Raw genomic sequence first — 26,448 nt, 5'->3', positions numbered from 1 at the left:
GGACCTTCGCCCCGCGCGCGGGCTGGCCAAGGGCCCGGCGACGTGGCGTCCGCCGGGCCCGGTGCCGCCCGCCGACCGGCTCCGGCGACGCGTGCTCCCCGCCCCGGTGCCGGCTGCCTTTCCCGGCCGGGTCCGGGCCGGGTAACGGTCGGGCTCACCGGACCGGGGCGTTCGCCCGGATGGCGCATGATGTGGCGGGTGCAGAGTGCAGAACGCCCCGGAGCGGGCACCGACAGCCCCGTCGGCCGGTCCGGACCGGTGACGACGTCAGGCCCGCCCCCCGGCCCGCCCGCGCGCGAGGCCCCCGTCGATCTGACCGAGGCCGTCCGGGCCGCCCAGCGCGGGGACGAGGAGGCCTTCCGACTGCTCTTCCGCAGCGTGCAGCCGGGTCTGCTCCGCTATCTGCGGGTCCTGGTCGGTGGCCGGCCCGAGGACGCCCAGGACGCCGAGGACATCGCCTCGGAGGCCTGGCTCCAGATCGCCCGCGACCTGGGCTCCTTCTCCGGGGACGGTGACGGCTTCCGCGGCTGGGCCGCGACCGTCGCCCGCAACCGGGCCCTGGACCATCTGCGGGCCCGGCGCCGCCGGCCGGTCGCCGACCTGCCGTTCGAGTACCTCGCCGAGCTGGCCGGCGGGGACGACACGGCCGGGGCGGCCCTCGCCTCCGTCGGCACCTCGGACGCGCTGGCGCTGATCTCCCGGTTGCCCCGGGACCAGGCCGAGGCGGTGCTGCTCCGGGTGGTGATGGAGCTGGACGCGAACAGCGCCGCCCAGGTGCTGGGCAAGCGCTCCGGGAGCGTCCGGATGGCCGCGCACCGGGGGCTGAAGCGGCTCGCCGAACTGCTGGAGCAGTCCTTCCCGACAGGTGGGGGCGGTGGTGCGGCCGGTGCCGGGATCCCGGCCTCGCGGTCGGTCCCCGACAACGGTCCGGCGGGCAGCGGGACCGTGCGGCAGGGCCGTGGAAGATCCGCGAGAAAAAGTTCTCCCCAAGGTGTGACAGAACGCCGGGCCGCGACGCTGAAGGACATGAGATGAGCACCAACCGACCCCGTCGGATCGACCGTGACACCGCCGAGCAGCTGCTCGCCGGTGCCGTGGGCGGCCCGCCGGCCGGACAGGGCGCCTCGCTCACCGGCCCGGACGGCAGTACCGGGCGCACGGGGTCCGCCCGGTCCGAGTCCGGGCCGGAACAGCGGGTCGCCCGTGTGCTCGCCGCCGCCGCGGCGCCGGCGACGGGTGGCGAACTGGCCGGGGAGGAGGCGGCCCTGGCCGCGTTCCGGGAGGCCCGTCTCGCGTCCGCAGCAGCACCCGCCGCACCCGCACCCGTCCGGAGACGTTCGATGGCCGCCGCCACGCTGACCAGGGCCTTCAGTACGAAGGCCGCTGCCGTCGTGCTCGGTGCCACGGCGCTGGGCGGGGTCGCGGTCGCGGCCGGCACGGGCAATCTGCCGGTGCCCCTGGGCGGCGGTTCGGACCAGCCGCACCGGGGCGTGGTCGCCCCGGACACCTCAGCTCCCTCGGCCGGCACGACGACGCGGGCCGAGGCACCGGCCGCCCGCCCGGCGAACCCGCCGTCCACACCCGGTCCGACCGGTGGCGTGAGCGGCGGTGCGTCGTCCGGCAGTCCGTCCCGTCCCGGCACCGCCCCGGGCAGCCCGGCCGCCGGGGATCCGACCACCGCCGATCCGTCCGGGCCGGAGAAGCGGCCCAGGGAGACACCCACCCGCACCCCGGGGGAGGGCCGGAGCTCCTCGACCCCGGGCGTCAACGCCGCCCTCTGCAAGGCGTTCGCCGACCGGGTGGGCAAGGGCGAGCGCCCGAGGCTGCTGGTCGCCGATCCGCAGTTCGGCGCCCTGGTCGCGGCGGCCGGCGGGCCGGACAAGGTGGCGGACTACTGCACGCGGGCGCTCCGCGGCTCGGGCGACGACGACCACCAGGACACCTCCGGCCAGGGCTCCGGCTCCGGGGCCTCCCGGCCGGGCTCGGGCTCCGGCTCGGGCTCGGGAAGGTCCGGCGGCGGCGACAGCCAAGGCAGCAACAGCCAGGGCGGCACCGGTCAGGGCGGCGACAGCCAGGGCGGCAGGAACAAGGACGGCGACTCCGCGGCCGTGGCCGGGGGCAGCGGTTCGGTCTCCGGTCCGGGCAGTGCGGGCACCGGCGGGAACGGCGACGGCGGCTCCGGCCGCGCGCCGAGGACCGCCACCGCCACGCCCGCGGCGGACCCGCCCGGAGGACCCGGGCCGGAGCCGGACGGTACGGCACGCCCCGACAGCACCCCGGGCAACCGGAGGTGACCCAGAACTCCGGATGAGCGGCGGGCGAATCCCCCCGGGCCCGTCGCTCATCCGGACCGCTCCACCCCGCTCCACCGCCGTACCCGCTCCACTGCAGTGACCGCAGTACCCGCTCCACTGCAGTGACCGCCGTACCCGCACCACCGCAGTGACCGCAGTACCCGCTCCACCCGGACCCCGGGTGGCCGGTCGGCTCCCCCGTGCCCACCGTCCACCCGGCCGGCCCGACCGGACCGGCCGGCGCACCCCGGAACGCGCCGCCGGTCCGGACGGACCGGACCCGCCGGCCCGCCCGCCCGCAGTCAGGGCGGGCCGGCACCCGCTCGACCTGCCGAACCGCACCGCTCGTGCCCCTCCACCGGGCACGACCACGAGCCGGCGGTCGGGGATCCGCTGCCCGGTTCCCCGGCCGCCACCCCTTCCCGCGGCAGGCCGTCGGCGGACGGGCCGGTCGCCCCCGGGGGCTATCGTGCACACGTGCACGAGGCGGTCCGGGACCCCGGGCAGGGCCTCTGAGGGGAGCGGTTCCAGGTGATCGGACGCGCGCTGAACGGGCGCTACGAGCTCGTCGAGATACTCGGCGTCGGCGGCATGGCCACCGTCTGGCGCGGGGTGGACCACGTGCTGGGCCGCCAGGTGGCCGTCAAGGTCCTCAACGGGGGGCTCGCCGACGACCCGAGGTTCGCCGAGCGGTTCGGCCGCGAGGCGCAGCACGCCGCGATGCTGGTCCACCCGAGGATCGCGATGGTCTTCGACTCCGGCCTGGACCAGGGCTCGCCGTACATCGTGATGGAGCTGGTGCAGGGCCGGTCGCTGGCCGTGCTGCTGGCCCAGCGCCCGGGGCTGCCGGTCGAGCAGGCGGTCGGGATCGCGGCGGCGGTCTGCGAGGCGCTGGCCCACGCGCACGCGGCGGGTCTGGTGCACCGGGACATCAAGCCCGGCAACATCATGATCACCCACGACGGCGGGGTGAAGGTGGTGGACTTCGGCATCGCCCGCGCGGGCTCCTCGCACAACCTCACCCAGACCGCCTCGGTGCTCGGCACCGCCGCCTACCTGTCGCCCGAGCAGGCCACCGCGAGCCCGCTGGACGGCCGCACCGACCTGTACGCGGTCGGCTGCGTGCTCACCGAGATGCTCACCGGCGCACCGCCGTTCGCGGCCGAGACCCCGGTGGCGATCGCCTACAAGCACGTCGGTGAGCTGCCGCTGCCGCCCTCCGTCCGGCGGCCCGGCCTGCCGCCCGCCCTGGACGCGGCGGTGCTGCGGCTGCTCGCCAAGCACCCGGCCGACCGCCCCGCCGACGCCGCCGCCGCGCGGGCCGAACTGCTGGCCTGCGTCCCGGGGCTGGTGCCCGCCGACCCGACCACCGAACTGCTCGCCGCGGCCTTCCCCCAGGCCGCGCCGCCGCCGGGCGACCAGCGGCACACCACGCTCCTGCCGCCGCAGCCGGTGCCGCCGGCCGCCACGTCGGTGATGGCGCCGATCCCGGCCGCCGGTCCGTTCCCGGAGGCCGAGCCGGTGCGGGAGAGCCGTCGTCGGCCGATCGTGTTCGGGGCCCTGGGCCTGGCCGGTGCGGCCGGCGCGGCGATGCTCGCCCTCACTGCCTTCGACGACCCGGCCACGCCCGCCGCCGCGCCGTCCGCCAGGCCCTCCACGACCGCGCCGGTCACCCCGGCAGCGGCCCCGACGCAGGCCCCGGCGCCGACCCCGACGGCCACCACTGCGTCCCCGACGCCCTCGGCCGTCCCGACCACCCAGGCGCCGCACAACCAGGCCCCGCTGGTGCAGATCAACGCCCTGCGCCAGAGCGTCGCGCAGACCCAGGTGGAGAAGGACCGGGCCCGCCAGATCGAGCTGCTCCGCACCCTCGACGAGGCCACCGCCCGCCTCAACGAGGGGCATCCCGACGACGCCGCGAACAAGCTGAAGAGCGCCCAGCGCACCGTCCGCGACCTCGCCAAGCGCCACGCCATCGAGGGCCAGACCTACCAGAACTGGAACTCCCGCCTCTCGTCCCTCATCACCTCCCTCAACGCCACCGCCGACCAGGACGACTGACCGGCGGCGGGGGCGTCCCGGGCAGGAGCCGGTCAGGCGCCGAGGAAGCGCTGGAGTTCGTCCAGGAGGTAGTTGGCGCCGGTGCAGCCGACGCCCTGGAACCACAGCTGGTCGTCGACGGGGAAGGCGCGGTGGGCCCTGACGGCCTCCAGGGCCTGCCAGCCGGGGCTCGCGAGGGTGGCGGTGAGGCCGTTGCGCTCCGGGTCGCCGTAGCCGGCGTACAGGAGCAGGTCGCCGTCGGCCCTGGCGAGCTGGTCCGGCGGGAGTTCCAGGTCCGGCCGGTCGACGTTCTGGGAGTCCGGGCGGGGGACGCCGACGTCGGCGAGGACGGCGCCGGGGAAGGTCTGCCGGCCGTAGAGGCGGATCCCGCCGCCCTCGACGAAGCGGACCAGGCTGACCTTCCGGCCGCCCGCCCTGGCGTTCCCGAGGGCGGCCGTCACCTGGTTGACGTGCCGCTGGTACGAGGCCATGAACGCCGCCGCGGCGTCCTGCCGGCCGAGCGCCTCGGCGTGGGTCTGCAGATTGGCCTTCCAGGGCGCGCCGGTGGTGGCGGTGAGGACGGTCGGGGCGATCGCCCGCAGCTCGTCGTAGCGGCCGCCGTCCCGGGACTGGTTGGACAGGATGAGGTCGGGCCGCACCGCGCGGACGGCGGCGAGGTCCGGGGCGCCGATCGGCCCGACGTACGCGATCGGGGCGAGCCGGGAGGCGGGCCAGTAGTCGGGGAGGGCCCGGTCCGCCGCCGCCCGGGCCGCGCCGACCGGGGTGATGCCGAGGGTGAGCGCGGAGTCCAGCTCGGCGGTGTCCAGGACGACGACCCGGGCGGGCGCCCCGGGCACGGTGACCGGTCCGGTGGCGGTGGCCACGGTGACGCTCGGCGGCGGGGTGGGGGAGGGGGCCTCGGCGGCGGCCGCGAGATCCATCGGCGGCGGTGAGCGCGGCGCCCCCGAGCCCGCCGAGCAGCGCGGTCAGCAGGGTGCGGCGGGTGATCGGGGGCATCGGCACCTCGGGCGGCTCGGACAGCGCAGACGGGCGGAAGGACACGGCAGCGCGTCGATTATGTCCGAATTGGTGCGTAAAAAGTGGCTATGCGTCCACGGTGGCCGCCCATGGCGCGCCCGGCACCACCAGCGGGGTGCCGGTCACCGGGTCCGGCACCACCACCGACTCCAGCCCGAACACCTCGCGCACCAGCTCCGCCGTGACCACCTCGGCCGGCGGTCCCTGGGCGACGATCCGCCCGTCCTTCATCGCCACCAGGTGGTCGGCGTACCGGGCCGCCTGGTTGAGGTCGTGCAGCACCGCGACGACCGTCCGGCCGCGTTCCACGTTCAGCCGGCGGACCAGGTCCAGCACCTCCACCTGGTGCGCGATGTCCAGGAAGGTGGTCGGCTCGTCCAGCAGCAGGATGTCCGTGCCCTGGGCGAGCGCCATGGCGATCCAGACCCGCTGCCGCTGCCCGCCGGACAGCTCGTCCACGCCGCGTTCGGCCAGCTCGGCGGTCGAGGTGCGCTCCAGCGCCTCGGTGACCGCGGCCTCGTCCTCCGCCGACCACTGCTGCCACCAGCTCTGGTGCGGCTGGCGGCCGCGCGACACCAGGTCGGCGACCGCGATGCCCTCGGGGGCGGACGGCGACTGCGGCAGCAGCCCGATCCGGCGGGCGATCCGCTTGGTCGGGACGCGGGCCAGCTCCTCGCCGTCCAGCAGCACCGCGCCGCGGACCGGCTTCAGCAGCCGCCCCAGCGCGCGCAGCAGGGTGGACTTGCCGCAGGCGTTCGGGCCGACGATCACGGTCACCCGGCCGTCCGGAACCCGCAGGTCGAGCCCCTCGGCGACGGTGCGGGCCTCGTAGGCGAGGGTCAGGTCCCGCGCCTCCAGGCGGTGGGACACCCGCTTCACGGGATCGGCGGACTCGGTGTCGGGCAGCATCGGGACCTCCACGACTCAGGAACCTCCACGGCGGGAGCGGATCAGCAGCCACATCAGGTACGGCGCGCCGACCAGTCCGGTCACCACACCGACCGGCAGCTCGACGGGCGCCAGCAGCCGACGGGCCAGCAGGTCGGCGAGCACCACGACCAGCGCGCCGGTGAGCGCCGAGCAGAACAGCGGGATTTGCGCCGACCGGGCCAGCCGTACGGCGATCTGCGGGGCCATCAGCGCGACGAAGTCCACCGGCCCGGCCGCACCCGCCGCGCAGGAGGCGAGCACCACGCCGAGCAGGGCCATGCCGAGCCGGATCCGGTCCAGCCGCAGCCCCAGGCCGACGGCGGTGGCGTCGTCGAAGGAGATCGAGCGCTGGGCCCGCGCCGCCCACAGCGCCACCGGCACGGCGGCCAGCAGCACCCAGGCGAGCCAGCCGGCCTGGTCGTACCCGGAGCCGTTCAGGCTGCCGGTCATCCACACCTTGGCGGCCTGCGCCTGGAAGCCGTCGCCCTTGGTCAGGAACACCGAGGTCAGGGAGGAGAGCGCGACCGAGACGCCGATGCCGATCAGCACGAAGCGCTGGGCGTGCAGCCCGCGCCGCCAGGCCAGCAGGTACACCAGCAGCCCGGCCGCCAGCCCGCCCGCGACGGCCGCGTACGGCACCTGGCCGGTGGAGTCGACCACGCCGTAGGCCAGCAGGCCGACCACGGTGGCGGTGGCGCCCCAGGAGACACCGACCACGTCCGGGCTGGCCAGCGGATTGCGGGCGACGGTCTGGATCAGCGCCCCGGCCAGCCCGAGCGCGGTGCCGGCCAGCAGCCCGACCACCACCCGGGGCAGTCGGAACTCGCCGACCACCAGCTCGTGCGGGCTCGGCTGCCCGAGCACCACCTTCAGCACCTCGCCGGGCGCCACCGTGGACTCGCCCAGGCAGAGCGAGGCGACGACGGTGGCGGCCAGCGCGACCAGCAGACCGAGCGCGGCGAGCGCCGAGCGCCGGTGCAGCAGGAAGGAGGCCGGTCCGGCCCGCAGCACGGTGTAGCCGCGCAGGGCGACGCTGCTCATGCCGCCACCACCTTCCGCCGCCGGACCAGCGCGACCAGCACCGGGACGCCGACCAGGGCGGTCATCACCCCGGCCGGCACCTCGGAGGGCGGGAACAGCACCCGGCCGAGCGTGTCGGCGAGCAGCAGCAGTGCGGGGCCGAGCACGGCCGAGAGGGCCAGCACCCAGCGGTGGTCCGCCCCGGCCACCGCGCGTGCGGCGTGCGGCACGGCCAGGCCGACGAAGGCGACCGGCCCGGCCGCCGCGACCGCCGACCCGGTAAGCACGGTGGCTCCGAGCGCGCCGACCGCCCGGACCGGTCCGGTCCGCGCGCCGAGGCCCTTGGCGGTGTCGTCGCCGAGCGCCAGCGCGTCGAGCCCGCGCGCCACCGACAGGACCAGCACCGTGCCGACGGCCAGGAACGGCAGCAGCTGCCGGGCGACGTCCGCGTCCCGCCCGGAGAGCGAGCCGACGTGCCAGAACCGGAACTGGTCCATGGCGGCCGCGTCGGTGGTGAGTACCAGGGTGTTGAGGGAGGCGATGAACGCGGAGATCGCCGCGCCGGCCAGCGCCAGCTTGACCGGCGCGGTCCCGCCCCGGCCGCGCCCGGCGAGCCCGTACACCAGGACGGTGGCGAGCACCGCGCCGGCGAAGCCGAACCAGACGTACCCGGTGAGCGTGGAGATCCCGAACACGGAGATCGCCACCACCACGCCGGCCGCCGCGCCCTGGCTGACGCCCAGGATGCCGGGGTCGGCGATCGGGTTGCGGGTGATGCCCTGCATGACGGTGCCGGCCAGGCCGAGCGCCGCGCCCACCGCGAGGCCCACGATCGTGCGCGGCAGCCGCAGCTCGCGGATCACCACGGCGTTGGTGGTGTCCCCGCCGTGCAGCAGGGCGTCGACGGTGTCGCCGAACGGGACGGTGCGGCTGCCGACCGCCAGGCTCAGCAGCACCGCACCGGCCAGCAGGGCCAGCGCGGCGGCGAGCCACAGTATTCGGCGGCGCAGCAGCCGGGCTCTTCCGGGTGCGGTGGTGTCGGTCATGGCTCTCTCTCGCAGATAGCTCAGGCAAACCTAAGTTCCGCGTCGAAGCCCGGGCAAATCCCCCCGTCCGACAACCCGTCCGACAACCTGCCTGCCAAGCCGCCCGACAACCTGCCCGCCGACCTGCCGTCCGGGCCGGTTGGATAGCCTGACGGCATGCCTGTGACCTCGGACGTCCCGCTGACCGTGGGTTTCGACCTCGACATGACGCTGCTCGACACCCGGCCCGGGGTCAGGGCCACCTATCTGGCGCTGTCCGCCGAGACCGGCACCGCCATCGACGCCGACCTGGTGGTCACCCGGCTCGGGCCGCCGCTCCTCGACGAGCTGCGCAACTGGTTCCCGGCGGAGGACCTGGACGCGGTCGCCCACCGCTACCGCACGCTCTACCGGGACCACGCCTTCGCGCCGACGGTCGCCCTGCCGGGCGCGCACGCCGCACTGGAGGCGGTCCGCGCCCACGGCGGCCGGGTCGCGGTCATCACCGGCAAGTACGAGCCGAACGCCCGGCTCCACCTGGAGCACGCGGGTCTGCGCGCGGACGCGCTGGTCGGCGACCTGTGGGCGGAGACCAAGGGTGTGGCCCTGCGCGAGCACGGCGCGACCGTCTACGTCGGCGACCACCTCGGCGACATCCGGGGCGCCAAGCACGCGGACGCGGTGGCGGTGGCCGTGGCGACCGGCCCGTACGGCGCGGAGGAGCTGCTGGCGGCCGGCGCGGACGTGGTGCTGCCCGATCTCACCGGCTTCCCGGCCTGGCTCGACGGGCACCTGGCCGCCCGCTGAGGCCCGTGCCGACGCCCTGCGGCGGCGCCGTCAGGCCTCGGCGCGGACCCGGCGCCGCTGGGCGCGCGCGGAGAGCAGCAGACCGGTCAGGGCGAGCAGGAAGCCGAGCGGCATCAGCATGCTCAGCCAGTAGGCGGCCGACGGCAGCGGCGTCAGGTGCAGGAACAGCGGGACGAAGGTCACCAGGGTGGCGAGCGCGCCGAGCCCGAAGACGATCGTGCCGACCTTGACGTAGACCTCGCCTCGGTCGGCGCTCTGGCTGCTGACGCTGCTCGCGCTGCTCACGGGGCTTGCTCCTCTGCGGCGGGGTTCGGCCGCGGCGGCGGGTCCGGCGGCCGTCCCAGTCTCGCAGAGCCGCCCGGGGCGCGGGCCGCCGCGGTACCGCCGGGACGGCCCCGGAACCGCTTCGCGGGCGAGCGGTCCCGTCACGTTGCGCAGTTTTCCGGGCGCTGGGAGTTTTGATCCCTGCTGGGCGGGGGTATGCAGGCTGTGCCGAGGGGTGCGATCAGTGCGCCCCGTTCTCTCCGACCGGAGGTGTGAGCCAGTGGACAGCGTCGAGTCGCGCCCGGGTCATGCCGATTCCGGGTCGCGCGTGGCCGTCGGGGCTCCGTACGGAACTTTCGCGGAACGCGGATGAGACAGTGACGGACCGTTAGTCTGCTCCTTACAGTGTGCTGATCGTGCGCGCCCCGCAGGGCGCGTCCCCCAGGGTCGGCCCGCTCTCCCACCACCCAGTGACCCCGGCCAGGGCCGGGATCCCTCATACCCACATCGAGGACTGTTCGAGATGCCCACCGGCCAGGTCAAGTGGTTCAACGAGACGAAGGGCTTCGGCTTCCTGTCGCGCGACGACGGCGGCGATGTCTTCGTCCACACCAAGGCGCTGCCCGCCGGAATCACGTCACTGAAGCCGGGGCAGCGGGTCGAGTTCGGCGTGGTCGCCGGACACCGCGGCGACCAGGCGATGCAGGTCCAGCTGCTGGAGGCGCTGCCCTCGGTGGCCGCCGCCCAGCGCAAGAGCCCGGACGACATGGCGGCACTGGTCCAGGACCTCATCACGATGATGGACGCGGTGCTGCCCGGGCTCCAGCACGGCCGCTACCCGGCCAAGCCGGCCGGGCAGAAGCTCGCCGTCCTGCTGCGCGCGGTCGCCGAGCAGTTCGACGTATGAGTCCGCCGCCCGACCGGTGACGGCCGGGCGGCCGGTGCTCAGAAGTCCAGCGCACCCGGGCCGAGCGGGGGGACCAGGCCCTCCGCGGCGGCCCGGGTGAGCAGCGCGCGGACGGCCGCGTGCCCCTCCTCGCCGAGCTCCGCGGTGAACTCGTTGACGTAGAGGGCGATGTGCTGGTCGGCGACGTCCGGGTCCATCTCCTGGGCGTGCTCCAGCACGTACCGGCGGCTGGCCTCCGGGTCGTCCCAGGCCTGTCGGACGGAGGCGCGGATCGCCTCGGTGAGCGCCCGCAGCCGCTCCGCGCCGAGCGAGCGCCGGGCGATGATGGCGCCGAGCGGGATCGGCAGGCCGGTCTCCCGCTCCCAGGCCTCGCCCATGTCGGCCAGGCTGCGCAGACCGTAGTTCCGGTAGGTGAACCGGGCCTCGTGGATGACCAGGCCGGCGTCCACCCGGCCGTCCCGCACGGCGGGCATGATCTCGTGGAACGGCAGCACCACGATCCGGCCCAGGCCGCCCGGTACCGCCTTCGCCGCCCACAGCCGGAACAGCAGGTAGGCGGTGGACCGCTCGGAGGGGACGGCGACGGTCTTCCCGCTCAGGTCGTCCCCGCTGTCCGGGCGGGTGAGCACCAGCGGGCCGCAGCCGCGCCCGAGCGCCCCGCCGCAGGGCAGCAGGGTGTACTCGTCCAGCACCCAGGGCAGCGCGGCGTAGCTGACCTTGAGGACGTCCAGCTCGCCGCGCTCGGCCAGGCCGTTGGTGACGTCGATGTCGGCGAAGGTGACCTCGGGGGCGTCCGCGCCCGGGACCAGGCCGTGCGACCAGGCGTGGAAGACGAAGGTGTCGTTGGGGCAGGGCGAGTAGGCGATGCTCAGCCGTTCAGCCACGGCCGGCCTCCTTGGGCGCTCGGCGCGGTCCGGGCGGATCGGCCCGGTGGGACTGCGGTGGCCCGGCGGCCTGCGGTGCCGCCGCTGGCGCCGGTGGGCCGGGCGGGGGCGGGACCAGGGCCGGCCAGGGCAGAGCGGCGAAGGCCCGCTCCAGCGCGCCGAGGGCCTCGCCGATCCGCCAGGCGGACCGGTCGCGCGGGCCCACCGGGTTGGAGACGGTGCGCAGCTCGAACGCCGGCACCCCGTGCCGGGCGGCGGCCTCGGCGACCCCGAAGCCCTCCATCGCCTCGGCCACCGCGTCCGGATGGCGGGCGGTCAGGGCGGCGGCGCGCCCGGCGCTGCCGGTCACGGTGGAGACGGTCAGCACGGCACCGGTGGCCAGGGTGTCCACCCCGGCGGCCCGCAGGGCCTCGGCGACCAGGGCCACGGTGGCCGGCGCCGGGGTGTGCCGGACGGTCCCGAAGCCCAGCTCGGTGACGTCGGCGAAGCCTTCCGGCGTCTCGGCGCCCAGGTCGGCGGCGACGATCGCGTCGGCGAGCACGGTGGTGCCGATCGGCGCCCGCGGGGCGAAGCCCCCGGCGATCCCGGCCGAGACCACCAGGTCGTACCGGTCGGCGGTGGGTGCGGAGAGTGTCGCGAGCGCGGTGGCCGCGGCCGCGGCCGCGGCACCCGGGCCGACCCCGCCGGCCAGCACGTCCACCGTCACGCCGGAGGGGTGCGCGACCCGGTCCAGCGCGCCGCCGGGCAGCGGCACCCGCCGGGGGACGCCGCCGAGGCCGCGCAGCACCGCCTCGGCCTCGGCCGGCACCGCGACGACGACGAGCAGCCGGGCCCGCGCGGGGCCCGACTGCTCGTCGGGAAGTCGTACCGTCACCGGTCGACCGTCAGCTGTCCTGGGTGTTCAGCTGGAAGTACCACACGCCGTAGATCGCGTCCGGCTGCTTCGGGTCGCTCTCGACCACGGTGATCAGGGTCTTGCCGGAGGAGTTGAGCGCCTTGCTCGCGGGCACCGAGCCCGAGTAGGTGGCGTCCGTGGCCGCCGTGGCCAGGATGAACCGGCCGCCCTGCGCCTGCTGGCCGCCGTTGGTGTTGGCCCACCAGCCGCGGTCGGCCACCTCGGGGCTCACGCCGATGCCGATCCGGTCGCTCATGGTGACGTCGGACTTGGGGAGGGTGCCCTCGTCCAGAGCCTTGCCGGCCTTGTCCTGGCACTCCTCCTGCTGCTGCTCGGTCAGCGGCTTGCCCTCGTTGAAGCAGAAGGGGTCCTTGACCGTCGAGGAGTTCCCGACGACCAGCGTGACGCGGTGGTCGCTGATCTCGTGCTGGTCGGATGCGAAGGCGATGGACCCGCCGACCGTGCCGGCGGCGATGACGACGACGGCGCCGAGGCCGGCGATGACGCGGGTGCTGAGGCTCATGCGTCAGAGGCTACCGGGCTTTCGCGATCACGCTACGCGGGGGTCGGCAACCGCGTGTTGTGCCCAGGGGCGGGCCGCCGGGGGCGGCCGCTCACGCCACCCGGGGCGCGGCGGGGCGGTGGCGCACACCCACCCGCAGGAGTGAGCGGAGCGTCCACAGCAGCACCGCGCCGACCACGGCGGCGGCCACCGTGAGGCCCAGCGCGCCGTTCAGCGGCAGCAGGATGCCGACCGCGCCGCCCGCCACCCAGGACATCTGGAGCAGGGTCTCCGAACGGGCGAAGGCCGAGGTCCGCACCGCCTCGGGCACGTCCCGCTGGATCAGCGCGTCCAGCGACAGCTTGCCCAGCGAGGCCGCCATCCCGGCCGCCGCGGCCACCGTCACCACGGTGACGGTGCTGTACCAGAGCGCGGCGGCGGCGGTGGCGCAGCCGGCCAGCAGCAGCATCGCGGTGACCGTCATCTCCGGGCTGCGGGGGCGCAGCCAGGACCCGAGCGCCGAACCGATCGCGTTGCCCGTCCCCGCGGCCAGCGCCACCAGGCCGAGCGCCAGGGTCGGCTGCAGGCCGCCGATCGGCTCCTCGCGGAGCAGGAACGCCAGGAACATCACCAGGAAGCCGACCAGCCAGCGCATCGCCGCCATCGCCCGCAGCGCAAGGATCACCGAGGGCCCGACGGTACGCAGCGAGGCCTTGGGCCGCTGCCCCGCGGCGGGCTCCGGCGCGGGGGCGTTCCGGCCGTGCAGGACGCCGTGGTGGCCCGGCGGGTGCTCCTCGGCGTGCAGCACGGCCCGCTGCTCGCCCTTGGCCGAGTCCACCGTGTGCGGCAGGTGGAAGGCCATCAGGGTGCCGGCCACGAAGACCAGGAAGGCGCCGCGCAGCGGCCAGCCGGGACCGATCAGGTGCAGCAGCCCGCCCACGCCGCCCGCGACGATGGTGGCCAGCAGCCCGGCCAGGGTGACCCGGGAGTTCGCCTTCACCAGCGACAGCCGGCTGGGCAGCAGCCGGGGCACCACGACGCTGCGCACCACCCCGTACGCCTTGGACGCGACCAGGACGCCGAGTGCCTCCGGGTAGAGCGCCAGCCCGCCGCCGGTCACCACGCCGGCCATGGTCCAGGCGAGCACCGCGCGGGCCAGCATCGACATCGCCATGGCGGCCCGGCGGCCGTGCGGCAGCCGGTCCAGCAGCGGGCCGATCACCGGGGCCAGCAGGGCGAACGGCGCCATGGTGACGAGGAGGTAGAGCGCCACCCGGCCGCGGGCCTCGCCGGTCGGCACCGAGAAGAAGATCGTGGAGGCGAGCGCAACGGTGATGAGCATGTCCCCGAAGGCGTTCAGGGCGTGCAGCTCGATCAGCTTGGCCAGGCCGGACTCGCCGGCGCCCTCGGCGGCGGTGGCCCGGCGGATCCGGCGGCCGGTGCCGTGCACGACCTTGCCGGTCCGGGAGCCGGCGGCGGAGGCGGTGCGGACCAGGAAGTGCCGACGCGGCTCCTCGCCGTCGCCGTCACCGTCGTCCGGCCCGTCCCGGTGGGCCTGCTCCTCCTGCTCGTGCTGCTCCTCCGGCTCGGCCCGGTCGTCCGGTCCGTCCGCGGGGGCGCCGGTCGGCGGCGCAGCGGGCAGTGACGAGGGGTCCACCGACTGCGGTTCACCCGCAGCGTGGACCGGAGACTGCTGTCGCGGCACGGCGTTCGCTTCGTCGGGGCTGCCGGCCTGCGAGGCGTGCAGTGCGTGCTGCGACGGTTTCTCGTCCGCCACATGCCCATCCTGCCCCAGATTCGGGAGGACGACGCGGGATTCCGCTCCGCGCCGCGCGAGCGGGGGCCGCCGTTCCCGTCCCGGACGCCCCGGATCCACTCCGGAGCGCCCCGGACTGTGCCCGGCGGCCGACCGGCGGGTAGCCTGCCCAGAGTCCGCCCGAGTGCCCGACCGGTGCCGGCGGATCGGACCAGCGGCGCGGCCGGTATCCGCGGCAGGCCGCAGTCGCGCAGAATGGACGAGGGAATCCGAGCCGCGACGGAAAAGGCAACTCGCCGTGGGCGACAGAAGAAATGGGAGAGAATCGACGCCGTGAGTGCAGCGATGCGAAGCCGTACCCCTGATCGGCTCTGTGCCGAGGCCGTCGAACTCGCCCGCCAGGCCGCCGAGGACGCTGTCGGTGCCGAGACCGTCGGGGGGCACCTGGGCGTCCAGGCCGAGACCGACCGTGTCGTGACCCACACCTTCGAGTGCCTGGACGCGGCCTACCGCGGCTGGCACTGGGCGGTCACGGTGGCGCGGGCCCCGAGGGCCAAGAACGTGACGCTGGACGAGGTCGTCCTGCTGCCGGGGCCCGACGCCGTCCTGGCCCCGCAGTGGGTGCCGTGGAGCGAGCGGCTGCGCCCGGGCGACATGGGCCCCGGCGACCTGCTCCCCACCGACGCCGACGACGTGCGTCTGGAGCCGGGCTGGACCGGCGAGGACGAGCCCGCGCCGAACTCCGCCCTGGCCCAGGCCGCCCAGGAGGACGTGCTGGTCAGCGACGACCCGGAGGTCCAGCCGGCCCCGGTCCGGGCCCAGATCAGCGCCGTCGCCGACGAGCTGGGCCTGGGCCGCAGCCGGGTGCTGTCCCGACTCGGCCTGCACCTGGCCGCCGACCGCTGGGAGAAGGCCCACGGCGCGCAGACGCCGATGGCGCAGTCCGCCCCGGCCTGCTGCGTCAGCTGCGGCTTCCTGATCCCCATCGGCGGCTCGCTGGGCCAGGCCTTCGGGGTCTGCGGCAACGAGTTCGGTCCGGCGGACGGCCAGATCGTCTCCTTCGCCTACGGCTGCGGCGGGCACTCCGAGGCGGCCGTCATCCCGGCCCCGCCGGCGCCGGCCGCGCTGATCCTGGACGAGCTGGTGGTCGAGCCGCTGACGCTGCACCCCGACCGGCTCTCCGGCTCGGTCGAGCCGGACGCCCCCACCGAGGAGCTCGGCCACTCCTAGGAATCGTCGTCGTCCGGCGGCCCGTCCCACCCCGTGGGGCGGGCCGCCGTCGTCCCTGCCGCCGTCCGGGCGGACCGCCCGCTCCGGGGGTGTGTCCGGGACTGTCCCCGCGGCAGGGAAGAATGCCCCCCGTAGGGCACAACAGGGCGGCGGAAGGCGGCAGGTCCAGTGGAACCTCGGATTCTCGGCAGCGGCACGGACGAGCGCCTCGCGGACCCCTTCGGCAGTGCCGGACTGCGCCGCCGGGTGCTGGACGCCTGGGCCGCCTCCCCGGCCAGGTTCCGGGAGGACGCCAACGCCGAGGAGGAGCTCGCCCTCGGCGGCTACCGCGACCGGCTGGTCGTCGAGCTGGCGCAGAACGCCGCCGACGCCGCCGTCCGGGCCGGGCACGGCCCGGGCCGGCTCCGGCTCACCCTGGCGGACGGCGTGCTGGCCGCCGCGAACACCGGTGCGCCGCTGGACGCGGCGGCCGTCGAATCGCTCTCCACCCTGCGCGCCTCCTCCAAGCGCGGCGACCGGGACAGCACCGTCGGCCGGTTCGGGGTCGGCTTCGCCGCCGTCCTCGCGGTCACCGACGAGCCCGCCGTGCTCGGCGCGGGCGGCGGTGTGCGCTGGTCGCTCGACGAGGCCAGGTCGCTGGCCGAGGCGCAGCCCGCCCTCGACGAGGAGCTCCGCCGCCGGGACGGCCATGTGCCGCTGCTGCGGCTGCCGTTCGCCGCCGAGGGTCTCGCGCCCGACGGGTACGACACGGTGGTGGTGCTGCCGCTGCGCGACGCGGCCGCCGAGGACCTCACCCGCCGGCTGCTGGCCGGTATCGACGACGCGCTGCTGCTCACCCTGCCCGGCCTGGCCGAGGTCGTGGTGGAGACCGCGGACGGCACCCGCACCCTGACCCGTTCGGCCGCCGAGCCGCGTCCGGACGGGGCCCTCCCGGCGCCGGCCGGCGGGGTCACCGGGGCGGAGATCAGCGAGGTCACCATCACCGACGACGCCGACGGGCAGCTGCGGCGCACCGTCTGGCAGACCGTCGGGGCGGCCGGGCCGCTCGACGTCGAGCTGCTCGCCGACCGGCCCACCGAGGAGCGCACCCGCCCGCACTGGACGGTGACCTGGGCGGTACCGGTCTCCGCCGGGGGTGACCCGCAGCGTCCGGCGATCGCCCCGGTGCTGCACGCGCCCACCCCGAGCGACGAGCCGCTCGACCTGCCCGCGCTGCTGATCGCCTCCTACCCGCTGGACTCCACCCGCCGGCACGTCGCCCCCGGCCCGCTCGCCGACTTCCTCACCGAGCGGGCCGCCGACGCCTACGCCGAGCTGCTGCGCGCCCGCGGCGGCGACCTCGGCTCGCTCGGCCTGGTGCCCGGGCCGCTCGGCCGGGGCGCGCTGGACAACGCGCTGCGCGCCGCCGTGCTCTCCCGGCTGCCCGGGACGCCGTTCCTGCCGCACCCGGCGCCGGTCGAGGAGGGCACCCCGGCGCTGCGGCCCCGGGACGCCACGCTGCTGGAGGGCGCGGACGGCTCGGTGGTCGAGGCGCTGGCGCCGATCTTCCCCGGCCTGCTGCCGGCCGGTCTGGAACGCCGCACCGAGCTGCGGGTGCTGAACGTGCGCCGGGTCCCGCTCGCCGAGGTGGTCGACCAGCTGGGCGGCCTGGACCGGGAGCCGGCCTGGTGGCGCAACCTGTACGCGGCGCTCGGCGGCGCCGACCCGGAGGCGCTCGGCGCGCTGCCGGTCCCGCTCGCCGACGGGCGGACGGTCACCGGGCCGCGCCGGGTCCTGCTGCCCTCCGACGACGCCGACTGGGCGGCCTTCCCCGGCTACCCGGAGGCGCTGGCCGACGCGCTCGCGGTGCTCGACCTGCGGCTCGCCCACCCGGAGGCCTCCCACCCGCTGCTGGCCAAGCTGGGCGCGGGCGCGGCCACCCCCGCCGGGGTGCTGGACACGCCCGAGGTGCGGGCCGCCGTGCTGCGCTCCTACGAGCTGGCCGAGGACGACCCGGACGCCGCCGCCGACCTCGCCGAGGCCGTCCTGGCGCTCGTCCGGGCGGCCGCCCCGGCCCCCGGCGAGCACCCGTGGCTGGCCCGGCTGGCCCTGCTCGACGACGAGGGCGAGCCCGCCCGGGCCGGTGAACTCCTGCTTCCCGACAGCCCGTTCGCCGCGCTGGCGCGCGAGGACGACGCCGCCTGGGTGGACGACGAGCTGCTGGAGCGCTGGGGCCCCGAGGTGCTCGGCTCGGTCGGTGTGCTCGCCGACTTCGTGCTGGTCCGGGCCGAGGACGTGGTGCTCGACCCGGACGACCTGGAGCGGCTCGACCCGACCGCGCCCGCCGACCGGGCGGCCGGCGGCCACCCCACCGGGCTGATCGACGAGGCCCCGGACGGCCTGGCCGACTGGGCCGAGGACGCGCTGGAGGCGCTGCACGCCGATGGCGGAGACGCGATCGGCGTCCCGCCGGTCGCCGCCGAGCTGCTCGCCGTCCGGGACCTCGACCTGGTGGACGACGACGCCTGGCCGCAGGCGCTGGCCACGCTGGCCCGCCCGCCGTACCGGGACGCCGTGGTCACCCCCGTCCGCACCCTGCTGCCGGACGGCTCGTACACCGATCTGCCGCCGTACACCGCCTGGTGGCTGCGCGACCACCCGGTGCTGGACGGCCGCGAGCCCGCCGGGCTGCGCGCGGCCGGCGCGGACCCGCTGCTGCGCGGCCTCTACGACGAGGCCCGCACCACCCTGGACGAGCAGTTCCTGCACGCGCTGGGCGTGCGCACCACGCTGGCCGCGCTGCTCGCCGAGCCGCACGGTCCCGACGAGGTGCTGGACCGGCTGACCGACCCGGACGCCGCGATCGGGCACCGCCAGCTGCACGGCATCCACAGCGCGCTGGCCCGGGTCGGCGCGGACCGGCTCGAAGCGCTGGACGTGGTCAGGGCGGTCCCGCCGATGGACCGCGCCACCGGGCGGCGGCCGGACCGGACCGTGGTGGTGGACGCCACCGAGGCGGTCGTCGCGGACGCCCCCGACCTGGTCGAGCTGCTGCACGACCACCCGCTGCTGCCGGTCGCCCCGGAGCTTGCCGCGGACCTCGCCGAGCGGCTGCACGTCTCGCTGGCCAGCGAGGTGGCCGGCGGTCGGGTGCTCTCCCAGGGCGCGCTGCACCGGGTGCCGGCGGTGGTGCGGGAGCTGCTGCCCGGCTGCCCGGTGGCGTACGAGGAGCACGAGGAGCTGCTGGTGGTCGGCCCGGACGGGGAGGAGGCGGCCGTCGACTGGCGTTGGGACGGCGCGGCGGACACCCCGGAGGCGCCGTACGACCCGGAGACGGCCGAGGAGGCCGACGAGGACGACGAGTTCGAGCTGCCGCCGGTGCCCGGGCTGCTGCACGCGGCCACCCCGGAGGGTCTGGCCGCGGGCCTGGCCTGGTCGGTGGGGCAGTGGCACCGCCGGTTCGAGGTGCTGGCCGCGCTGAGCGAGCCGGACCGGGCCTACGAGCTGTCCGCGGCCCGGGACTTCGAGGGCTGACGGGGCGCCGGAGCCGGAGCCGCCCTCGCCGGTGGGTCCGGCTCCGGCGCCTCCGGCTTCTGCCCGCCGGGTGTCGGTGCGTCCGGATCCCGTCGGTCAGGAACGGGAGCCGGAGCGGGTCCGGCCGCGGGCGATCATCCGCAGGTAGAGCGCGAGCGTGCTCAGCACCCAGGTGGCGGTGAGCACCGCCGCCACCGCCTTGGTCAGCAGCGGGCCCGGTTCGATGTGCGCGAGCGCGCCGGCCCCCACCATCACCCCGGCCAGCAGCCCGGTGGCCAGCAGTCCGCCCAGGAAGGCCGCGAAGGCCTCCAGCTCCCCGCCCCTGCGCCCCATCGCGGTACCCCCCGTCGTCCGAACCCCTCCGGTTCGTGGCTCAATCATCGAGCCGGCGCCGCATGATCCGCCAGACCACTTCCAGCACCAGCCCGGCGGTCACCGCGATGGCCACCCCGATCCACGGGTCCCGGGTGCCGGACAGCGAGAGCTGGAAGAAGTCGGAGAGCCACGGCACGGTCATCACCAGCGCGAAGCAGCCGCACATGGTGGCGATCAGCAGCACCCGCCACCAGTTGTACGGGCGGGCGACGATCGCCAGCACCCAGATGGCGACCAGGAACAGCGTCAGGGTGGCCACGCTGGTGTCCGACTCGAGGTCGGTGGCGTGGTTGGCCCGGGCCAGCGCGTACGCGGTGAAGGTCGCCGTGCCGGCGATGATGCCGCCCGGGATCGCCAGCCGCAGCACCCGGCGCACGAAGCCGGTGCGGGCCCGCTCGTTGTTGGGCGCGAGCGCCAGGAAGAAGGCCGGCACACCGATCGTCAGGGTGGACAGCACGGTGGAGTGCCGGGGCAGGAACGGGTACGGCGAGTGGGTGAAGATCACCAGTAGTGCCAGCAGTACCGAGTAGACCGTCTTGACCAGGAACAGCCCGGCCACCCGCTCGATGTTGCCGATCACCCGGCGGCCCTCGGCGACCACCGAGGGCATCACCGCGAAGGAGTTGTTCAGCAGCACGATCTGGGCGACCGCCTTGGTCGCGTCGCTGCCGCTGCCCATCGCCACGCCGATGTCCGCGTCCTTGAGCGCCAGCACGTCGTTGACGCCGTCGCCGGTCATCGCCACGGTGTGCCCGCGCGACTGCAACGCGCCGACCAGCTCGCGCTTCTGCTGCGGGGTGACCCGGCCGAAGACGGTGGTGCGCTCGGCGAGGTCGGCCAGCGCCTCCGGCTCGCCGGGCAGGGTGCGGGCGTCCACCGGGTGGTCGGCGCCGGGCAGTCCGAGGTGGGCGGCGACCGCGCCGACCGAGACGGCCGCGTCGCCGGAGATCACCTTCGCCTCGACCTGCTGGCTCTCGAAGTAGCGCAGGGTGTCGGCGGCGTCCTCGCGCAGCCGCTGCTGGAGCACCACCAGGGCGAGCGGGCGCAGTCCGGCGGCCGGGTCCGGGGCGTCCAGCGGGACGGGCGTGCGGCCGAGCAGCAGGACCCGCAGGCCCTGGGCGCCCAGCTCGTCGACCTCGGCCAGCGCCGGGTGGCCGGCCGGCAGCAGGACGTCGGGCGCGCCGAGCAGCCAGCTGGCCTCGCCGCCGCGCGGCTCCAGCAGTTGGACGCCGCTCCACTTGCGGGCGGAGGAGAACGGCATCGCCTCGATCACCCGCCAGCCGCCCCGGGCCCCGGGGGCTCCCCGGCCGGACTCCGGGCCGTCGCCGTTCAGGTGCCCGCCGTCGGGGTGCCGGCCGTCCGGGTGGTGGGCGTCCGGGGCCTGGGGGCCGTGAACCGCGGCGTCGCGGCCGGTGGCGTCCCGGCCGTCGCCGTAGGCGTCGATGACGGCCTGCATGGACGCGTTGGGTCGGGCGTCGGCCCCGGCCATCACCGCCAGCGCCTGCTCGACGGTCTTCTTGAGGGTGCCCCGGTCGTCCAGCGCGCCGCGCTCGTCGGTGGTCCCGGCGTCCCCGTCGTCCGCGTCCGCGTCGAGGATCTGCAGGTCCACCAGGTCCATGCCGCCCTCGGTGAGGGTGCCGGTCTTGTCCAGGCAGACGGTGTTCACCCGGGCCAGGCCCTCGATCGCGGGCAGCTCTTGGACCAGGCACTGCTTGCGGCCCAGCCGGATCACTCCGATCGCGAAGGCCACCGAGGTCAGCAGCACCAGGCCCTCGGGCACCATCGGCACGATCCCGGCGATCATCCGGCGGACCGCCTCGCGCCAGTCGCGGCCCTCCACCGCCAGCTGGCTGATGATCAGACCGACCGCGGTCGGGATCAGCAGCCAGGTGATGAACCGCAGGATGCTGTCGATGCCGCTGCGCAGTTCCGACTTCACCAGCGTGAACCGGCTGGCCTCCTCGGCCAGCTGCGCCGCGTACGCCTCGCGGCCGACCTTGGTGGCGGTGAAGGTGCCCGCGCCGGCCACCACGAAGCTGCCGGACATCACCTGGTCGCCGGGCTGCTTGAGGACCGAATCGGGCTCGCCGGTGAGCAGCGACTCGTCGATCTCCAGACCGTCCGCCTCGGTGACCTCGCCGTCGACGATCACCTTGTCGCCGATGCCCAGCAGCACGGTGTCGTCCAGCACGATCTCGCCGACGGCGATCTGCTGGACCGTGCCGTCCCGGCGGACCTGGGGTCTGGCCTCGCCGATCAGCGCGAGGCTGTCCAGGGTTTTCTTGGCGCGCAGCTCCTGGATGATGCCGATCGCCGTGTTGGCGACGATGACCAGGCCGAAGAGTCCGTCCTGGATCGGGCCGACGACCAGGATGATCGCGAACATCACGCCGATGATCGCGTTGAAGCGGGTGAAGACGTTGGCCCGGACGATCTCCTTGGTGGAGCGGCTGGAGCGGACCGGTACGTCGTTGACGTCACCCCGGGCGACCCGTTCGGCCACCTCGGCGGCGGTGAGACCGCCGCGCCGGCCGGGCAGCAGCCCGAGCGGGTGGGCGCCGTCGGGCTTCTCCCCGGCCACCTCGGCGGCGGTCGGCCGGTCCTCGGCGGGCTGCGCAGGCTGCGTCATGGCACCGACTCTACGGGTGCCTTATGTCCGATGCGTGCTACTAAAGGACTATTCAGTCCGACCGGGTGGCCGGGTCCCCGCCGTTCCCCTCCGGGGCCGTGCGGGGCGCCCGGTCGGCCGTTCCCGCGGTGCCCGTCGGGCCCGTTCCCGCGGTGCCCGTCGCCCCCGCCTCGGCGGCCCGGCTGCGGGCGATCGCGTCCCGGCGGGCCCGGCAGTACCAGAGGCCGATCAGGCCGAGGCCGCCGCCGGCCAGGCAGATCCACGGCCAGTTGCCGTGGCCGTGGTCGGAGAGGGTCCCCCAGAAGGGGAGCAGGACGACGAACGCCACGAACCAGAGCACCGTCCCGCCGCCGACGATCGCGACGTCATTGGCCTCCAGCGGCGGCGGAGAGGGGTGCGATGGCGTCTTGGGCATGGGCCCTAGGGTACGGGGGCGGCGGGCGTTCGATCGATTCCCTGTGCGGACTGTCCGGGGCTGTTCCGATCCATCCCGGTCTACGCGCGAAGATAGCGAACCGGCGATTGTGGAACTCATACTTGTCGTTCCGGTTGGCCGGGGTACGCCCAGGACATCGTGCTTCGTGCCCGTCCGATCGGATCGCCCGGCCACAGTCGCTCGGGCGGCTCCCCCCTCTCCTCCGCCCCCACAGAGGACGCAGCATGCCCGTGGCCCAGCCGACCACCGAGTCGCCCGAGCCCGCCCAGCCCGACGCGCCGAAGCCCCCGACCGGCGCCCTGGACCGCTACTTCCGGATCGGCGAACGCGGCTCCACCCTGCCGCGCGAGATCCGCGGCGGCATCGCCACCTTCTTCACCATGGCCTACATCCTGGTGCTCAACCCGATCATCCTGGCCAGCGCCACCGACATGACCGGCGCCCACCTGGACAACACCCAGCTGGTCACCGCCACCGCGCTCACCGCCGGTCTGACCACACTGCTCATGGGTGTGATCGGCAACGTCCCGATCGGCCTGGCCGCCGGCCTCGGCGTCAACACCATCGTGGCCCTCCAGCTCGCGCCGAAGATGACCTGGCCGGACGCCATGGGCATGGTGGTGCTGGCCGGCTTCGCGATCATGATCCTGGTCGCCACCGGCCTGCGCGAGCGGGTGATGAACGCCGTCCCGCTCGGCCTGCGCAAGGGCATCGCGATCGGCATCGGTCTGTTCATCAGCCTGGTCGGCCTGGTCGACGCCGGCTTCGTCACCCGGATGCCCGACGCCGCCCACACCACCGTGCCGCTCCAGCTCGGTACCGGCGGCCACCTGCTCGGCTGGCCGGTCCTGGTCTTCGTGCTCGGCCTGCTGCTGACCCTGGTCCTGATCGTCCGCAAGGTGCCCGGCGCGATCCTGGTCTCCATCGCGGTGATGACCGTCGTCGCCGTCGTCATCGACAAGCTCGCCGACCTGCCCGACAGCGTCTGGGGCCTGACCGTCCCGGCCTGGCCCGGCAGCCCGGTCGCCAAGCCCGACTTCGGCCTGGTCGGCGAGGTCAGCCTGTTCGGCGGCTTCGAGAAGGTCGGCGTCCTGACCGGCGTCCTCTTCGTCTTCACCGTCCTGATGTCCTGCTTCTTCGACGCGATGGGCACCATCCTCGGCGTGGCCGACGAGGCCCACCTGCTGGACGAGAAGGGCGACCTGCCGGGCATCAACAAGGTGCTGATGATCGACGGCATCGCCACCGCGGCGGGCGGAGCGACCTCCTCCTCCGCGAACACCTGCTTCGTCGAGTCCACCGCGGGTGTCGGCGAGGGTGCCCGCACCGGCTTCGCCTCGGTCGTCACCGGCGCCCTCTTCATGGTGGCGCTCTTCTTCTCCCCGCTCGCCAAGATGGTCCCCGCCCAGGCCGCGACCCCTGCCCTGGTCGCCGTCGGCTTCCTGATCCTGGCCAACTCGATCAAGGAGATCGACTGGGCCGACTACACGATCGCGATCCCGGCGTTCCTGACCATTGTGATGATGCCGTTCACCTACAGCATCACCAACGGCATCGGCTTCGGCTTCATCGCCTTCTGTGTGCTGCGCCTCGCCGCCGGCCGGGGCCGCGAGGTGCCGGTCGCGATGTACGCGGTCTCGGCGGTCTTCGCCTTCTACTACCTGATGCCCGCCCTCGGTCTGCTCTGAGGCCGGACGCCGGTCGGTCCCGGGCTCTCTCCGTACTGCGGGGAGGGCCCTCGGCTTTCCCGGTCCGCGGGGCGGTCAGGAGAGGAAGGCACGGATGCCGGAGAGCTGGACGGCGCGGCCGACGATGTCGACGACCCGGGCCGGTGGGGTGTTCACGCGCATCGTCTGCGCGGGGCCGGTCCGCATCGGGTCGGGGCTCGCGCCGACGGGGCCAGGATGTGCTCGGTGCGCTCGCGGGCGCCGGGCGGGTCAGCCCCAGATGAGGTCCTCGGCCGGCGGGGCGACGACGGTGATCGGCCGGGCCTCGACACCGGTGGCGGGCTGCGCGGTGGTGGCGGCCAGTCCGGCCAGCGCGACGAGAGCGAGGGTGGTGACCGCGGCGGCCTTGGCGATGACGGTGCGGAACATGAGGGTGGTCCTCTCGGGTGCGAAGCGGCTGGGTCCCGGAGGCCGCATCCCGCGGTGACGCCTCCTCCGGTCGCCGTCCGGGGCCTGGCCCCTTCCGGCAGACACCAGCTTCGTCGCAGCTCAGCCCGGGTGGAAGGCCTGACCGGTGGACGGAAACGGCCCTGGACCGTTCCGGTCAGGGGAGCCGGAAGCGGCCAGCAGCCGGTCGTAGAACGGGGTGACGAGCGGGACGGCGACCCGGTCGGCCCGCCAGCCCAGGAGCTCCGGGAACGATTCCAGCGCGGTCCGGCAGAACGCGGCCGCGCGTCTCTCGGCCTCGGCGAGCGAGTCGGTGAGGAGGAACAGGCCGAGCACCGGGTCCGGCACGGCGTCGCGGTGGAGCACCAGGTGCTCGATCCGGTCCTCCGGGCGCACCAGGGCCGACAGGAGGTCGCGAGTGTCCGGGGGGAGGACGGCCTCCGGCGCGGGGTGCCGCAGGGCGGCGTGCACGAGGTACATGGAGTCAAGCGTGCTGAAGCGGGCGATCGGTGTGGAGTGGTTCAACACGGACAGTTCAGGCCCTGGCCGGAAGCGTCCACAGGGTGCCCTGGTCGGGGGCTCGGCGCCTGTGGAAGGATCGCGTGCGCAGCGAACACAATTTCGTCATGGGGGAACGGACATGCTGACCGCACTGGGGCTGGACGCTGTTGCGGAGTCCGTCTACCGGGCCATGCTGGCCCGTCCGGGGGACGGCGTGGCCGCGCTGGCCGATCGCCTGTCCCTGGCCGAGCCGCAGGTCAGGACCGCCCTGGACCACCTGAGCGAGCTGGCCCTGTTGCGCCCCTCCGCGGAGCGGCCCGGTTCCCTGCGCGCGGTCTCCCCGGACGTCGGGATGGAGATCCTGATGGCGCGGCAGCAGGCCGAGCTGGCCGCCGCGCAGGCCAGGATCGAGGCCTCCCGTGCCGCGGCGGCGCAGCTCATCGCCGACTACGCCGACCTGAGGCCGGAGGCGAACACGCCCGACGTCGAGCAGTTGGTCGGCCTGGACCGGATCCGGGACCGGCTGAGCCGCTTCTCGAACGAGGCGCGCGAGGAGATCATGACCTTCGCGCCGGAGGGCGGCCAGAAGCCGGAGAACATCGAGGCGGCCAAGCCGCTCAACCGCGCCCTGGCCGACCGCGGCGTGCGGATGCGCACCGTCTACCTGGACAGCGTCCGCAACAGCCCGCACACCGTCGAGTACGTGAACTGGCTGGCCTCCCTCGGCGGCCAGGTCCGGACCGTGCCCGAGCTGCCGACCCGCATGATCGTCGTCGACCGGGCGACCGCCGTCATCCCGGTGCGCAGCGACGACACCGCGGCCGGTGCCGTCGTACTGACCGGCCAGGGGATGCTGACCGCGCTCTGCGCGCTGTTCGAGACCGTCTGGGCCGGCGCACAGCCGCTGGGGGCCATCGCCCAGCTCGACCGGCACGGCCTCACCGCCCAGGAGCGCACCGCCCTCGCCCTGCTCGCCGACGGGCACACCGACGACGCCATCGCCAAGCGGCTGGGCGTCTCCCCCCGCACCGCCCGCCGGATCGCCACCGACCTGATGGAGCGGCTGGAGGCCCGCAGCCGCTTCCAGGCCGGCGCCCGCGCGGCCCAGGTGGGCTGGCTGTCGTAGCGGAGCCGGCACCCTGGGCGGCGCTGCGGAGATGACCGGCGGCCACCTGCTCGGCGGGCCGGTCCTGGTCTTCGTGCCCGGCCTGCTGCTGACCCCGGTCCTGATCGAGGCCCGCGCTCCGATCGGAGCGCGGGCCTCGGCGCTGTCGGAGACGGTGGCGCT

23 protein-coding genes are annotated in these 26,448 nt (G+C 75.3%); 9 read left to right on the top strand and 14 right to left on the bottom strand.

The window, feature by feature from the left end; translation table 11 throughout:
* Positions 1 to 189: 189 nt before the first annotated feature.
* The 3 genes from VR45_RS00590 (at position 190) to VR45_RS41935 (ending at position 4,355) form a co-directional block, all read left to right on the top strand.
* Positions 190 to 1,035 (top strand): RNA polymerase sigma factor, encoded by an 846-nt coding sequence (locus tag VR45_RS00590; protein WP_234325790.1) that lies wholly within the window; start codon positions 190 to 192, stop codon positions 1,033 to 1,035.
* On the top strand, positions 1,032 to 2,294 hold the full coding sequence (locus tag VR45_RS46595) for a hypothetical protein (protein WP_045937675.1): 1,263 nt from the start codon (positions 1,032 to 1,034) through the stop codon (positions 2,292 to 2,294). Before VR45_RS00590 ends, VR45_RS46595 begins: the two co-directional genes overlap by 4 nt.
* 531 nt (positions 2,295 to 2,825) lie before the next feature.
* A complete protein-coding gene (locus VR45_RS41935) occupies positions 2,826 to 4,355 on the top strand; it encodes a protein kinase (protein WP_052708719.1) in 1,530 nt (509 codons plus the stop codon).
* Between the two features lie 32 nt (positions 4,356 to 4,387).
* Here VR45_RS41935 and VR45_RS00575 read toward each other — a convergent pair whose 3' ends face one another.
* The 4 genes from VR45_RS00575 to VR45_RS00560 all read right to left on the bottom strand — a co-directional run bounded on the left by VR45_RS00575 (position 4,388) and on the right by VR45_RS00560 (position 8,368).
* Entirely contained in the window at positions 4,388 to 5,275 is an 888-nt protein-coding gene (locus VR45_RS00575; RefSeq protein WP_052708718.1) for an iron-siderophore ABC transporter substrate-binding protein, read from the bottom strand.
* 163 nt (positions 5,276 to 5,438) lie between these two features.
* Positions 5,439 to 6,281, bottom strand: coding sequence for an ABC transporter ATP-binding protein (locus VR45_RS00570; RefSeq protein WP_199925876.1), 843 nt, complete (start codon positions 6,279 to 6,281; stop codon positions 5,439 to 5,441).
* Positions 6,282 to 6,296: 15 nt separating this feature from the next.
* Positions 6,297 to 7,343 (bottom strand): iron chelate uptake ABC transporter family permease subunit, encoded by a 1,047-nt coding sequence (locus VR45_RS00565; protein ID WP_045937674.1) that lies wholly within the window; start codon positions 7,341 to 7,343, stop codon positions 6,297 to 6,299.
* Positions 7,340 to 8,368: an iron ABC transporter permease gene (locus VR45_RS00560; RefSeq protein ID WP_045937673.1), complete on the bottom strand. Its 1,029-nt coding sequence runs from the start codon at positions 8,366 to 8,368 to the stop codon at positions 7,340 to 7,342. The genes VR45_RS00565 and VR45_RS00560 overlap by 4 nt, the downstream gene beginning before the upstream one ends.
* A gap of 156 nt (positions 8,369 to 8,524) precedes the next feature.
* On the opposite strand from VR45_RS00560, the gene VR45_RS00555 reads away from it, so the two are divergent.
* Positions 8,525 to 9,154: an HAD hydrolase-like protein gene (locus VR45_RS00555; RefSeq protein WP_045937672.1), complete on the top strand. Its 630-nt coding sequence runs from the start codon at positions 8,525 to 8,527 to the stop codon at positions 9,152 to 9,154.
* Positions 9,155 to 9,184: 30 nt separating this feature from the next.
* Here the strand turns inward: VR45_RS00555 and VR45_RS00550 are convergent, their stop codons facing one another.
* Positions 9,185 to 9,439, bottom strand: coding sequence for a hypothetical protein (locus VR45_RS00550; protein ID WP_045937671.1), 255 nt, complete (start codon positions 9,437 to 9,439; stop codon positions 9,185 to 9,187).
* A 502-nt stretch (positions 9,440 to 9,941) separates the two neighbouring features.
* Here VR45_RS00550 and VR45_RS49875 point away from each other — a divergent pair.
* Complete coding sequence (locus VR45_RS49875; RefSeq protein WP_030393600.1) at positions 9,942 to 10,325, top strand: cold-shock protein; 384 nt, start codon at positions 9,942 to 9,944, stop codon at positions 10,323 to 10,325.
* A 38-nt stretch (positions 10,326 to 10,363) separates the two neighbouring features.
* Here the strand turns inward: VR45_RS49875 and VR45_RS00540 are convergent, their stop codons facing one another.
* The 4 genes from VR45_RS00540 to VR45_RS00525 form a co-directional block, all read right to left on the bottom strand.
* Positions 10,364 to 11,209 (bottom strand): 1,4-dihydroxy-6-naphthoate synthase, encoded by an 846-nt coding sequence (locus tag VR45_RS00540; RefSeq protein ID WP_199925875.1) that lies wholly within the window; start codon positions 11,207 to 11,209, stop codon positions 10,364 to 10,366.
* The gene (locus VR45_RS00535; protein WP_063772385.1) at positions 11,202 to 12,083 is read right to left on the bottom strand and encodes a futalosine hydrolase; all 882 of its coding nucleotides are present in this window, start codon (positions 12,081 to 12,083) and stop codon (positions 11,202 to 11,204) included. Before VR45_RS00535 ends, VR45_RS00540 begins: the two co-directional genes overlap by 8 nt.
* A gap of 10 nt (positions 12,084 to 12,093) precedes the next feature.
* Entirely contained in the window at positions 12,094 to 12,627 is a 534-nt protein-coding gene (locus tag VR45_RS00530; RefSeq protein ID WP_045937670.1) for a hypothetical protein, read from the bottom strand.
* Between the two features lie 91 nt (positions 12,628 to 12,718).
* On the bottom strand, positions 12,719 to 14,056 hold the full coding sequence (locus tag VR45_RS00525; protein ID WP_199839745.1) for an MFS transporter: 1,338 nt from the start codon (positions 14,054 to 14,056) through the stop codon (positions 12,719 to 12,721).
* 651 nt (positions 14,057 to 14,707) lie between these two features.
* Here VR45_RS00525 and VR45_RS00520 point away from each other — a divergent pair.
* Together VR45_RS00520 and VR45_RS00515 are read left to right on the top strand one after the other, a co-directional pair.
* A complete protein-coding gene (locus VR45_RS00520; RefSeq protein ID WP_045937669.1) occupies positions 14,708 to 15,592 on the top strand; it encodes a DUF3027 domain-containing protein in 885 nt (294 codons plus the stop codon).
* A 168-nt stretch (positions 15,593 to 15,760) separates the two neighbouring features.
* On the top strand, positions 15,761 to 19,105 hold the full coding sequence (locus VR45_RS00515) for a molecular chaperone Hsp90 (RefSeq protein ID WP_078896108.1): 3,345 nt from the start codon (positions 15,761 to 15,763) through the stop codon (positions 19,103 to 19,105).
* Between the two features lie 96 nt (positions 19,106 to 19,201).
* On the opposite strand, the gene VR45_RS00510 is transcribed toward VR45_RS00515, so the two are convergent.
* From VR45_RS00510 to VR45_RS00500, 3 genes are read right to left on the bottom strand one after another with little or no spacing between them, the layout of a single operon-like run.
* A complete protein-coding gene (locus VR45_RS00510; protein WP_045937668.1) occupies positions 19,202 to 19,438 on the bottom strand; it encodes a hypothetical protein in 237 nt (78 codons plus the stop codon).
* Between the two features lie 40 nt (positions 19,439 to 19,478).
* Positions 19,479 to 22,109, bottom strand: coding sequence for an HAD-IC family P-type ATPase (locus VR45_RS00505; RefSeq protein ID WP_045937667.1), 2,631 nt, complete (start codon positions 22,107 to 22,109; stop codon positions 19,479 to 19,481).
* A gap of 52 nt (positions 22,110 to 22,161) precedes the next feature.
* Positions 22,162 to 22,524, bottom strand: a complete 363-nt coding sequence (locus VR45_RS00500; protein WP_078896107.1) for a DUF2530 domain-containing protein — start codon at positions 22,522 to 22,524, stop codon at positions 22,162 to 22,164.
* Positions 22,525 to 22,769: 245 nt separating this feature from the next.
* Between VR45_RS00500 and VR45_RS00495 the strand changes: the two genes are divergently transcribed.
* Entirely contained in the window at positions 22,770 to 24,233 is a 1,464-nt protein-coding gene (locus tag VR45_RS00495) for an NCS2 family permease (RefSeq protein WP_045937666.1), read from the top strand.
* A gap of 249 nt (positions 24,234 to 24,482) precedes the next feature.
* Here VR45_RS00495 and VR45_RS46590 read toward each other — a convergent pair whose 3' ends face one another.
* A complete protein-coding gene (locus VR45_RS46590) occupies positions 24,483 to 24,641 on the bottom strand; it encodes a hypothetical protein (RefSeq protein ID WP_159394080.1) in 159 nt (52 codons plus the stop codon).
* A gap of 120 nt (positions 24,642 to 24,761) precedes the next feature.
* The gene (locus VR45_RS41930) at positions 24,762 to 25,139 is read right to left on the bottom strand and encodes a hypothetical protein (RefSeq protein WP_159394079.1); all 378 of its coding nucleotides are present in this window, start codon (positions 25,137 to 25,139) and stop codon (positions 24,762 to 24,764) included.
* Between the two features lie 160 nt (positions 25,140 to 25,299).
* On the opposite strand from VR45_RS41930, the gene VR45_RS00485 reads away from it, so the two are divergent.
* On the top strand, positions 25,300 to 26,286 hold the full coding sequence (locus VR45_RS00485) for a LuxR C-terminal-related transcriptional regulator (RefSeq protein ID WP_045937665.1): 987 nt from the start codon (positions 25,300 to 25,302) through the stop codon (positions 26,284 to 26,286).
* Positions 26,287 to 26,448 lie beyond the last annotated feature (162 nt).

Source organism: Streptomyces sp. NRRL S-495 (assembly GCF_000966955.1).
GTDB lineage: Bacteria > Actinomycetota > Actinomycetes > Streptomycetales > Streptomycetaceae > Kitasatospora > Kitasatospora purpeofusca.
Note: the sequence above shows the minus strand (reverse complement) of the source record. Positions and strands in the feature narration are given on the sequence as shown.

Coding starts and splice junctions, on each gene's coding strand:
- VR45_RS00590 (WP_234325790.1), top strand. CDS start 190: ATGTGGCGGGTGCAGAGTGCAGAACGCCCCGGAGCGGGCACCGACAGC.
- VR45_RS46595 (WP_045937675.1), top strand. CDS start 1,032: ATGAGCACCAACCGACCCCGTCGGATCGACCGTGACACCGCCGAGCAG.
- VR45_RS00575 (WP_052708718.1), bottom strand. CDS start 5,275: ATGGATCTCGCGGCCGCCGCCGAGGCCCCCTCCCCCACCCCGCCGCCG.
- VR45_RS00570 (WP_199925876.1), bottom strand. CDS start 6,281: ATGCTGCCCGACACCGAGTCCGCCGATCCCGTGAAGCGGGTGTCCCAC.
- VR45_RS00565 (WP_045937674.1), bottom strand. CDS start 7,343: ATGAGCAGCGTCGCCCTGCGCGGCTACACCGTGCTGCGGGCCGGACCG.
- VR45_RS00560 (WP_045937673.1), bottom strand. CDS start 8,368: ATGACCGACACCACCGCACCCGGAAGAGCCCGGCTGCTGCGCCGCCGA.
- VR45_RS00555 (WP_045937672.1), top strand. CDS start 8,525: ATGCCTGTGACCTCGGACGTCCCGCTGACCGTGGGTTTCGACCTCGAC.
- VR45_RS49875 (WP_030393600.1), top strand. CDS start 9,942: ATGCCCACCGGCCAGGTCAAGTGGTTCAACGAGACGAAGGGCTTCGGC.
- VR45_RS00530 (WP_045937670.1), bottom strand. CDS start 12,627: ATGAGCCTCAGCACCCGCGTCATCGCCGGCCTCGGCGCCGTCGTCGTC.
- VR45_RS00520 (WP_045937669.1), top strand. CDS start 14,708: ATGCGAAGCCGTACCCCTGATCGGCTCTGTGCCGAGGCCGTCGAACTC.
- VR45_RS00510 (WP_045937668.1), bottom strand. CDS start 19,438: ATGGGGCGCAGGGGCGGGGAGCTGGAGGCCTTCGCGGCCTTCCTGGGC.
- VR45_RS00505 (WP_045937667.1), bottom strand. CDS start 22,109: ATGACGCAGCCTGCGCAGCCCGCCGAGGACCGGCCGACCGCCGCCGAG.
- VR45_RS00500 (WP_078896107.1), bottom strand. CDS start 22,524: ATGCCCAAGACGCCATCGCACCCCTCTCCGCCGCCGCTGGAGGCCAAT.
- VR45_RS00495 (WP_045937666.1), top strand. CDS start 22,770: ATGCCCGTGGCCCAGCCGACCACCGAGTCGCCCGAGCCCGCCCAGCCC.
- VR45_RS46590 (WP_159394080.1), bottom strand. CDS start 24,641: ATGTTCCGCACCGTCATCGCCAAGGCCGCCGCGGTCACCACCCTCGCT.
- VR45_RS41930 (WP_159394079.1), bottom strand. CDS start 25,139: ATGTACCTCGTGCACGCCGCCCTGCGGCACCCCGCGCCGGAGGCCGTC.
- VR45_RS00485 (WP_045937665.1), top strand. CDS start 25,300: ATGCTGACCGCACTGGGGCTGGACGCTGTTGCGGAGTCCGTCTACCGG.